Here is a 10,803-nt window from a genome sequence, read left to right as displayed (position 1 = left end):
TAGCGGATGAAAAGAAGAAAAATAAAGCGAAATTAAAAGAAGCTATGGAAAATGATAGCTTGAAAAATGGTAAAGGAAATAAATTAGGACAAGCAGATACTCCTAATTCTGTCGAAGAAGAAGCTTATGACGGGGAAATGCGTACGGATAAAGTTCTAGTCTTACTTGTCGATTATCCGGACAAGCCTCACAATACCATGACTGCGGATGAGACAGACATGTACTATGACGGGGAAGATGCATATTCTCGTGAACATTATCAGGACATGTTGTTCGGTGATGGAGGCTGGACTGGTCCAGACGGAGAAACTTATGATTCTATGAAACAATATTACGAGCAGCAATCAGGCGGTAGTTATTCTGTCGAAGGGGAAGTAGCTGGATGGTACACAGCGAGTCAACCAGCAGCTGCTTATGGCGGCAACTATCCTACGGAAGACGATAGTGATGTCAATGCTCGTGGATTAGTAAAAGAAGCACTGAAAGCTGCTGCTGCTGATCCAAAAGTAAATATCGCTGATTACGACCAGTGGGATCGCTACGACTTAGATGGTGATGGAGATTATCTTGAAGCAGACGGTCTTGTTGACCACTTGATGGTTATCCACTCTGGTGTTGGTGAAGAAGCTGGCGGCGGATCTCTAGGATCTGACGCGATCTGGTCTCACCGTTGGAATCTTGGTGGAGTAACTCCAATTGCAGGAACAGAAGCAACGGTCGGTTATTGGGGCGGTTCAATGGCGGCTTATGACTATACGATTGAGCCTGAAGATGGAGCAGTTGGTGTTATGGCACACGAATTCGGTCATGACCTAGGTCTACCAGATGAGTATGATACACAGTACTCTGGAGCCGGTGAACCGGTAAGTTACTGGTCTATCATGGCAAGCGGAAGCTGGGCAGGAGATATTCCTGGATCTATGCCAACAGGATTCAGTCCTTATGCTAAAGAAATGCTGCAAGCTTCAGCAGTTGTCGATAGCGAAGGCACAGAAGGAAACTGGTTATCTGGAACAGAAATTAATGTTGAGGATGTTGACCAAAAAGGCCTTCAATTTTTGCTTGATGAAGCAGCAACCAAAGGTACAAACAATGACGTAGTAAAAGTCAATCTTCCACAAAAAGAGACAGTAATCAACGAGCCGGCAAGCGGTGAGTATGAGTACTTCTCTGGAAGTGCAGATGATTTACACAATTACCTTACTAAAACGGTTGATTTGACGAATGCTACATCTGCTGAGTTTAATTTCAAAGCTTGGTATGACATTGAAAAAGATTGGGATTACGCCTATGTAACGGTTGATGGTGAACCAATCGCCAGCGACATTACAACAAATGAAGACCCATATGGTTCTAACTTAGGTAATGGTATCACTGGTTCATCCAATGGCTGGATCGATGCTTCCTTTGATCTTTCTGACTACGCAGGTCAAGAAGTAGAAGTAGCGATTGAATATGTGACAGACGGCGCGGTTTCTAACCCGGGTCTGTATGCGGATGACCTTTCCATCGTTGTCGACGGTGAAGAAGTGGTGTTTGACGATGCAGAAGGCGATGCTAAGTTTTCTCTTGATGGATTCACGAAAAATGATGGTATCAAGCGCTCCGAACACTACTACCTGCTTGAATGGCGCAGCCACAACGGTGTTGATGAAGGTCTTGCCAATATCCGCCGTGGTGACAGCTTGATGACATTCGATGAAGGTCTTGTCGTCTGGTATGTAGACAACCAGTACTCTGAAAACTGGACAGGCGTTCACCCTGGAGATGGTTTCCTAGGTGTCGTGGATGCGGATCAGAAGATTAACGAATGGAGCGATGGCTCTGTAGCTAATACTCGCTATCAAGTTCACGATGCTGCATTCAGCCTGGAGAAAACTGAGAAAATGTACTTGGATTACACTAATCTTCTAGGTGTAACTATGAAAGATAATTATACGAAGCGCACACCGTTATTTGATGATAGCGCAGACTATTCGAACGAAGGTCTTGTCGACGCTGGACGTGACGTCCCAGAATACGGTTTGAAATTCCGGGTTACTGGTCAAAGTGTAGATGGCACAGTCGGTAAAGTTTTGATCTTTAAATAAGACCACGTAAAAAGCCTCTGCTATGCAGGGGCTTTTTTTGATGCTTTCGATTCACATTATTAGGTGATAAGTTCCATAAATGTTATAGTTTAATAGAATTGAAATCGGTCTTAGGGGTTGCTTATGTGAAAAAAGTAGGAATTGAATTGTTGGTAGTTTTAATGGTTGTAAGTTTACTAGTTCCTTCAAATGTATTAGCTGCAGAAGGGGAATGGAGTAATTCCATGCAATCGGTTCATGTACAAAAAGAAAGCGGAAAACGAGCTTTTTCAAGTCGTTCGGTAGAGAACCAATTGAAAGAGACTTACATGAAAAATGAAAGTCGTAATCTAAAAACTTACTCAAAAGAGGATTTGAAGCGGTCGCTCAATTACAGAAAACCAAAAGATTATCAATCTAGCAGTTTATCAGATGTTAACTTAAGTGACGTGCACGACCGCAGAATCTTACTGAAAACGAATGGACAAGATAAGATCCTTTTTAAAGATTTAAAAGTAGAAAAGATCGCCACTCCTAAAGCATTAGCTGAACGAGATTATCAAATTGTAAAAGTACCAGAAGATGTTGATTATAACAAAAAGCTGCAGGAAATTAGGAATCATAAGGCTGTAAAGATGGCTGATCCTGAATACATAAAAGAAACTTCATACATCCCTTCCGACTCCTCTTACGACGAACAGTGGTATTTAGATAAGCTTGATATGGAACAGGCTTGGGACAATCAAAGAGGTTCGGGCGATGTTACCGTGGCTGTGTTGGACTCAGGGGTGAACGCCAAGCATCCTGATTTACAGGGGAGGGTGTTACAAGGCTTTGATTTTTCCAATGGGGATGGTGACCCTAGTGATGATAATGGCCATGGTACACATGTCGCAGGGTTGATTGCAGCAAACGAGGATCAATCCGGAATCGTCGGCGTCGATCATAAGACGAACATTCTTCCTGTAAAAGTGATGAATAGAGATGGAGAAGCAAGTTTAAGCAGTATCCTTAACGGTGTTTATTACGCTATGGATCAGGGTGCGGATGTTATCAACATGAGCTATGGATCTTACCAAGCTAGCGATGCAGAAATAGATGCCTTATGGGATGCTTATAACGAAGGAATTGTGCTGGTAGCAGCTGCAGGAAATGAGTCAACAAATGACCGGCTGTATCCTTCCGCTTATCTGCCTGTCATCAGTGTTGCCGCAACAGATCGATATGATAACAAAGCAGATTTTTCTAATTTTGGTGCGAGCATCGATGTGACCGCGCCAGGCCAAGACCTTTATAGTACAAGTTATTATGGTGGATATCAAACAGGGAGCGGAACCTCTTTTTCTGCTCCGCTAGTGAGCGGTGTGGCAGCTCTTTTAAAAGCTGAATACCCTGATTGGAGTCCGCAGCAAGTCGAGTATGCCCTGGAGTCTAGTACTAAAAAACTATCCTCAGGCGTATGGAACCCATTGGATGGGTACGGGCTGGTGAACGCAAATCTTGCACTAAAAGCTGCGAGTCCATCACTCTCGGGAGACGCTGGGAATTGGTTCGATGAAGCCGAGCCTCTTAAGTCTACTCAAAACCAGGCATTCGAAATGCCGGGAGATGAAGATTGGTACAGCTTCCGCCTAGATTCTCCAACAACGGTAAACCTGGAGCTCAAAAATGTTTCGACTCCGATCGATATCGTCGGGCTGCTTTATAAAGATGATGGAGATACATTTTCTCAGCAACTCGTAATGGATAACAATTCAATGGGTGAATCTGAAACCTCTACCACTGATTTAGCAGCAGGAACTTACTATTTTAGGGTGGTAGATTACGATAGTCATTGGTCTAGTGAAGCCTATTCACTTACTTTTACCAAAGCGTATGACGAGAGTGATGACCCAGGGGTCACGGATGAAATTGAACCGAATGACACGATCGGGTATGCGGACTTTCTTTCGTTCGGGTCCATTGGAAGAGGGTACTTCCAAACGTATCAGGATTATGATGTATTTGAAGTCGAACTTCCCGAACCCGGCCGTTTAGCGATCACTACGGCAACGAGCAAATACGCAGCTGATAATGAACCTCTTGCTTTGTTACTTGACTATAATGGAGAAGTCATGGAAGTGGCGGATGTCGTTGGTCTCGCAGATGAGGATCTTAAGTATAATGTTGAAACGTTCAATCAAGTCTCATCAGGCACCCACTATGTTGTATTGGCGAATTATTATGAATACGCGGATCCAAACCCGTACGTCTTTTCGGTCGACTACGTTGATGAACCTCTTCAAGTCGATCCGCCGGAATCGAACTATGCTTCTGGAGAATACGAACAGTCCATCCGTGTACAATTAAGTGCACCGCAAGAAGAAGCATCGATTAAATACACATTAGATGGCACTACTCCAGATCTGAATCATGGAAAAGAATATACGGATTCCATTTTGGTCGAACAAGATACGACGATTAAGGCTGTATCCATTATAGATGGTGTGAAGAGTGATGTAAGCACGTTCTTTTATATGATCTCTGAAACACCGAAGAGTTTTCCGGACGTAGTAGGACAGTGGGCGGAGGAAGAAATCAATTACTTGGTCAGTAAAAACTTGATCAATGGATATCCGAATGGTAATTTCGGTTTTCACGACAAAATTACTCGAGCGGAAGCAGCAACCATCATCGTTCGTGAAATGAACCTGCCATTGGAGTCCTCCAATTTTGAAGATGTCTCCTCTTATCATTGGGCAGATAAATATATCGGTGCAGCTGCAAAGAATGGATTCATCACAGGCTATAGTAAGGATACATTCAAGCCAGATGCGTCATTGAGCCGTGAAGAAATGGCTGCCATTCTAGTCAGAGCTTATCAACTGAGCGGGACAGGCAACGTTTCTTTTCCGGATATGAAAACTGACCACTGGTCTTATCCATTTGTTGAAAAATTGGTTGCTAACCAAATCACTAATGGTTATCCTGATGGGACATTTAAGCCGCAAAACAATATTCAGAGGTCCGAATTCGCTGTTATGGTTGCCCGTGTATTAAATGAAGACTATCGTCCTTGAACAAACAAAAAGGCTTCCCTGAATATGGGGAAGCCTTTTATGATATAGATTTCTTATTGAAGTTCTTGCAGGAACAAATCAATCACTTTAGCACTTTGTTGACGAGTGGCATCACCAAATGGTTCGAATGTTGTTTCATTATGTCCTTGCATAAACCCAAGGGAGTAGACGTCTTGAATTGCATTAAGCGCTTCGCGGTCAACATTATCAAGGTCTGTGAATGGCAAGTTGTTCGTACCGCCGACCGTCGTACCCGTTTGTTTTTCATAAGCACGCTTGATCATCAAAGCCATTTCGTTACGTTCTACTTCCATGTTAGGACGGAACGTATTGTCTTCGTGGCCTTTGATCAATCCATTCTCATACGCAGCGTTAATCGCTTCTTGCATGTCCTCTCTTACATATTTCAGATCAGAGAAAGGAGCTTCTTCTGTTGCTTCTAAGCCTAGGCCGCGAACAAGCATGGCAGCAAATTGTAAGCGAGTCAGCGTTTTCTTAGGTCCGAACATATCTTCCGTCATTCCATTGACGATCCCATGGCCGTAAAGGCGTTCAATGTGATCGTATCCCCAGTTGTCACGACTGACATCTGTGAATGGAAGATAAATATTTACACGGTTTTCATCACCCAGGTTAATAGGGGAATTCGCTTTGATGTAGCTCTTCATGATCTCTTCAAGAGCTCCGTATTCATTAATTAATTCAGTATCAGGGAACATCGTATAGTCGTCTCCACCTGCAGCTAAGAAGTCATTCGTAGCTACGGTGTATTCTTTCTTAAGATCGACTTTTTCTCCTTGAATCATCAAGTCTTTCACACGATTTCCTTTTTCAGCTTTAGGGTCGATAGAGAACGTCATACCTGCTACGTGAGGGAATGCACCTTTTGTCGCAGGGTAATCGCTCACTCCGTGCTCAAGTGCATCCTTGACAGTCTGTCCTGTCATTTTCTTTGTAACAAGGTAGTTGCCGAATGGAGATACATTGATGATTTCACCCAATGTGATCTCACCTTTGTTGATGGAGGCACGGATGCCGCCGCCATTTGTAATCGCAAGGTCTGCATCTGATTCTTTAAGCATTGCGTTTGTGATCAGGTTACCAAGGTTCGTTTCGCTTGTTCGAACGGATCCGCGTTCACCGTTAAGGATAACGTCAGAACTTCCAACGACCTCGGACATGATTTCATCCTGCTCAGCTTCAATATCAGTGATGACATCTTCCATTTCTGGGTCTTTTTTAGTGTCTGCTGCTTCTTCTTTTGTAATACGAGAAGGTGTGATGCTAGTTAAGTTCTTATCTGCATCAAATTCAAGATCTACGATGCCGAGGTTTTTTGTATATTCCCCTGCACTGACAATCATTGTTTCGGTACCATTGTCATTTGTGTGATCAACTGTGTGGCTGTGACCATCAACAATCAGGTCAATGCCTTCTACATTATTTGCCAGCTTGATTGAAGTTTCTGTGCTGGAAGCATCTGTTCCTAAGTGAGTAAGGGCGATGACCATGTCCACATTTTCTTCTTCACGAAGCTGTTTGACCATAGCTTTTCCTTCTGCAACGATATCTGTAAATTCAAGTCCTGTAATGTTGTTCGGGTTAGTTTTGTAAGTGGTTTCTGGCGTAGTCAGACCGAACACTCCGATCTTAATGCCGTCAACTTCTTTAATGAAGTGAGTGTTTAAGAATTGATTATTTGTATCTTCATGACGGATATTAGCACTGATGACAGGGAAGTCTGCCATATCTCTCAGTTCAAGAAGGCGATCCTGACCATAGTTGAAGTCATGGTTACCTGCTGCCATTCCATCATACTCAAGCTGGTTCATAATATCGACGATGCTTGAACCTTTTTCAAGTGTAGCAAATGGTGTTCCGTGGAAGGTATCTCCTGCATCCAAGAGTAAGGTATTCGGGTTTGCTGCTCGTTTATCCTCCGCCAATGTCGCTAATTTTGAAAAGCCCATTCCATCGTAAGGCCCCTCGAATACACGACCATGTGAATCATTGGTATGTAGGATAGTGATTTTCGTGGTATCGGCTGCAAATACTGAACCATTCATAGTACTGAAGCCGGAAAGGGCCAAAAGGACGACAAATAGAGCTAAGGCACTTTTCTTAAGCATGTGCACTAAAATTTCCTCCTTGTTATGTTTAGTTTTTCCAACAGTTCCTATTATAATCTATGAAATCGATTCATTACACCAGATTAGTAGATAATTTTACAAAATAATTACAGAATCTATAATTTAACTGTTAAAATGTGCCCTTATTGAATTTTGATAGATTAATTTCAGAAATGAATAAATTGGACCATAAAAGTTATTCAGTATAAGTGTAATATTATGGAATAAAGGGATTATAAATCGTTCATTGTTTGAAAAAAGTTCTCTTTCTATGAGCGTAGCTAAGCCTTCTCGGTCTAACAATTTGCGGGATCTCAGCAGTACAAAAATTCTAAAGGGGTCTCTGCTTAAAGGGGGAATATAAAAGAATAATTAACAACCCTATTCAAAAAGTGGAGTCGAAGATTATAGTGAACACCCTCAATTAGATGTAGCTGCCATCGAATATTATCTATGAAACTAGCTTTTAAAAGGCTTCATGAAAACAAGGAGGAATCACATTGAAAGTCACAGGTTCGACGATTTTTTCTTTAGCTCTTATGTTTTCTGTTTTTTCTGGTACGGTAAGTGCATCAGATTCTTTTCAGGATGTCGATCAAGTCCCATGGGCAGATGAAGAAATTGAGTATTTAAGTGAACAGGGTATTATTCAAGGGTATGGCGATGGTCAATTTGGACCGAAGGACAACGTGACTCGTGCTCAAGCGGCACTTATGCTTGTCAATAGTCTCTATCCAGATGCGAAAGCGGATCAAGCACCTGAGTTTAAGGACGTTTCTAATGGCAGCCATTATTCTAATGCTATCGCTGTCGCCAATGAAAAAGGATTGGTCGAAGGATATCCGGATGGAACATTCAAACCTTCAGCTCCAATTACGAGGGCGGAGGCAGCCGTTATCATTGATAATGCTTACGGTGTTGAAAGGGCAGATGATTCGGTGGACTTCAGCGACATAACTTCTCTTGACTGGGCAAAAGGATCAGTACTTGATTTATCTTCACAGCATATTATCAATGGATATCCCGACGGCTTATTCAAGCCGAACCAAAGCATTAATCGAGCTGAATTCTCCGTGACGCTGGCAGCTACGATGAACCATACGTTCATAAATGAATCAGAACGTCTTGCCGGGTTCAGTAACCACGAATTGTCGGCATTTGAAAAGCGAGTGGTGGAATTGACGAATGAAGAAAGAACAAGCCAAGGATTAGAACCGCTGGCTATTGACACGTCTCTTTCTCGGGTCGCCCAATATAAATCACGGGATATGATAATAAATAGTTATTTTGCACATGAATCCCCTACATATGGTTCGCCGTTTGATATGATGGGGGAATATAACATTACGTATCAAAGTGCAGCAGAGAATATTGCTGCAGGGATGAGGACACCAGAAGGGGTAGTGAATGCTTGGATGGATAGTCCAGGTCATAGAAAAAACATTTTAGATGGTGATTTGACGCACATCGGTATCGGATATGTCGAGGGAGGCCCCTACGGACATTACTGGACGCAAATGTTTATACAGAAATAAAGAGAAGCTGCTGAGGTCTGAACCTTAGCAGCTTCTTTTAGGTATGGGATCTCTGAACAGGGTATAGTAATGAGTAATACGTGGATATTGGAAGGTGAAGTACATGTCTGAACCGAATTTTTATAAAGGATGCTTATGGGGAACGTTGATTTCGATTCCATTATGGATCATTGGATTGTTGACGGCGTGGAAATTTTTAAAATAACCCCTATCTTTTTTAGCTGCTCAACCGTTTATAAGGGTGAGAGGTTTGGAAAGGAGTAGAAGGATGAACCGGTTAACCGTCATAAAAAAACAAAGCGAACACCAACTTCCGGAAAATTGGTGGGAACAATTGCAGCGGTATGGCTTATTTTTATCTAAAGATCGATGGGATGGAGAAGACTTAGCGCAGGAGGCCGTTATAAAAGCCCTTCTTAAGTACCCAAAAAGCGAATGGTCAATGGCCCTCTTGAAGAAAGTGACCTATCACGCATGGGTCGATAAAGTTCGTAAACAACAAAAGGAGGAACTCCTCGAATCCGTAGAAGAGCGAGAGACAACGGAAGAACGGAAATTAGATGAAGGCATCGTTGAGCACCTGTTGACTCAGTTGACGGCAAAACAGGCGATCATTTTCTTTTTGAAAGAAGCCTTTCAATACAAGGCGCACGAATTAGCTGATTGCCTCGGTATGAGTGAAGAAGCGGTGAAGGGTGCTTTGTTGCGGGCGCGGCGAAGGCTTCAAACGGATGAAATCCGATCGATTCAACCTGTGAAAAAAGAGATCTATGATACTTTGCATTCCTTATTTTTAGAGGCCTTAAAGGCTAATGATCCAACCCATTTGCTGCAAGTCATACTAACGCTTGAAGAGTTTCCTTCTACGAAGAAATCCTTTTCCAAAAACCAGAGCTTCTCTCCTATGTGTATAGCTGCTTAGGATTCAGGAGGTTTCACGATGGCAACGATTCCGTATGTCATTGAACAAGTGAAAAATGGTGAACGTTCCTATGATATTTTTTCCCGGTTATTGAAGGACCGTATTGTTATATTAGGTGATGAAATTAATGACCAAGTCGCAAACAGTATCGTCGCTCAACTGCTATTTTTATCTGCAGATGATCCTGAAAAAGATATCTCTTTATATATTAACAGTCCAGGCGGTTCGACATCGGCCGGCTTTGCAATATTCGATACGATGAAGCATATCAAGCCTGATGTACGAACGATCTGTACGGGAATGGCAGCTTCTTTTGGTGCCGTTCTGTTACTGGCAGGGGAAAAAGGGAAGCGCTACGCTTTGCCGAACAGTGAAGTGATGATTCACCAGCCGCTCGGAGGTGCAAAAGGTCAGGCGACCGATATTGAAATTTCCGCACGACGGATCTTAAAGCTGAAGGACCAGGTCAACCAAATCATTGCTGATCATACAGGGCAGCCGGCTGATAAAGTACGCGAAGATATGGAGCGCGATTATTTTATGAGCGCCAAAGAAGCCAAAGACTATGGCATTATTGATCAAATTTTGTGATAGATTGGGAAATATAACCACCTCAGGTCATCCAGATTTTGGATGACCTGAGGTGGTTTTTTATTCCATTTAACAACATTGACAGAAATTTAAGAAAGCGGTTACAATTTAAGTAGTTATTAGTTATGAGATGTGGTGAATTAGATGACGCAAAAAATTCAAATTGGCAAACTGGCTATGCTGGTGGCTTCTCTCACCCCTGATGAGCTTGAGCCTTTTACAGCTTCGCTGGAAGAAGTTCAGTATTGTCAGGGAAAAGCAGGCTCTATGGATATTCAGAAGGTGATTGCAGCCGTAGAAACAGCGGCCAAACGAAATGGCATCATTTCTCAAGATGTGTACAGGGAAACACACGCCTTGTACCATGCGATTTTAGAGTCGCTTGAAGGTGTGATGCGCGGCCAGCTTGGTATCGGCAATATGATGCGCACCGTTGGACTGCGGTTCGCTATCGTCCGCGGCGAGCCTTATGACCGCGAAGAGGAAGGCGATTGGATT

The 10,803-nt window shown here is 42.8% G+C and carries 7 protein-coding genes; 6 read left to right on the top strand and 1 reads right to left on the bottom strand.

Annotation, left to right across the window (positions count from 1 at the left end; all coding sequences use genetic code 11):
* Both LD39_RS11030 and LD39_RS21795 read left to right on the top strand, forming a co-directional pair.
* Positions 1–2,090 (top strand): immune inhibitor A domain-containing protein (locus tag LD39_RS11030; RefSeq protein ID WP_035546262.1); only part of this gene is annotated, 2,090 nt, incomplete at its 5' end.
* Positions 2,091–2,215: 125 nt separating this feature from the next.
* Positions 2,216–5,128, top strand: coding sequence for a S8 family serine peptidase (locus tag LD39_RS21795; RefSeq protein ID WP_052158826.1), 2,913 nt, complete (start codon positions 2,216–2,218; stop codon positions 5,126–5,128).
* 53 nt (positions 5,129–5,181) lie between these two features.
* Here the strand turns inward: LD39_RS21795 and LD39_RS11020 are convergent, their stop codons facing one another.
* Positions 5,182–7,257, bottom strand: a complete 2,076-nt coding sequence (locus tag LD39_RS11020; RefSeq protein ID WP_231572559.1) for a 5'-nucleotidase C-terminal domain-containing protein — start codon at positions 7,255–7,257, stop codon at positions 5,182–5,184.
* A gap of 500 nt (positions 7,258–7,757) precedes the next feature.
* On the opposite strand from LD39_RS11020, the gene LD39_RS23570 reads away from it, so the two are divergent.
* The 4 genes from LD39_RS23570 to LD39_RS10995 form a co-directional block, all read left to right on the top strand.
* Complete coding sequence (locus LD39_RS23570; protein WP_052158824.1) at positions 7,758–8,792, top strand: S-layer homology domain-containing protein; 1,035 nt, start codon at positions 7,758–7,760, stop codon at positions 8,790–8,792.
* Positions 8,793–9,060: 268 nt separating this feature from the next.
* A complete protein-coding gene (locus LD39_RS11005) occupies positions 9,061–9,714 on the top strand; it encodes a sigma factor-like helix-turn-helix DNA-binding protein (RefSeq protein ID WP_052158823.1) in 654 nt (217 codons plus the stop codon).
* A gap of 18 nt (positions 9,715–9,732) precedes the next feature.
* Positions 9,733–10,305 (top strand): ATP-dependent Clp endopeptidase proteolytic subunit ClpP, encoded by a 573-nt coding sequence (gene clpP / locus LD39_RS11000; RefSeq protein ID WP_035546259.1) that lies wholly within the window; start codon positions 9,733–9,735, stop codon positions 10,303–10,305.
* Positions 10,306–10,449: 144 nt separating this feature from the next.
* A partial coding sequence (locus LD39_RS10995) for a HutP family protein (RefSeq protein ID WP_035546256.1) occupies positions 10,450–10,803 on the top strand: 354 nt, incomplete at its 3' end.

Source organism: Halobacillus sp. BBL2006, from assembly GCF_000786645.1.
In the GTDB taxonomy this organism is placed as follows: Bacteria; Bacillota; Bacilli; order Bacillales; family Halobacillaceae; genus Halobacillus.
Note: the sequence above shows the minus strand (reverse complement) of the source record. Positions and strands in the feature narration are given on the sequence as shown.

What these genes read in the sequence shown, in the direction of transcription:
- LD39_RS11020 (WP_231572559.1), bottom strand. Translation starts at nt 7,257, where the DNA reads ATGCTTAAGAAAAGTGCCTTAGCTCTATTTGTCGTCCTTTTGGCCCTT.
- LD39_RS11005 (WP_052158823.1), top strand. Translation starts at nt 9,061, where the DNA reads ATGAACCGGTTAACCGTCATAAAAAAACAAAGCGAACACCAACTTCCG.
- clpP (WP_035546259.1), top strand. Translation starts at nt 9,733, where the DNA reads ATGGCAACGATTCCGTATGTCATTGAACAAGTGAAAAATGGTGAACGT.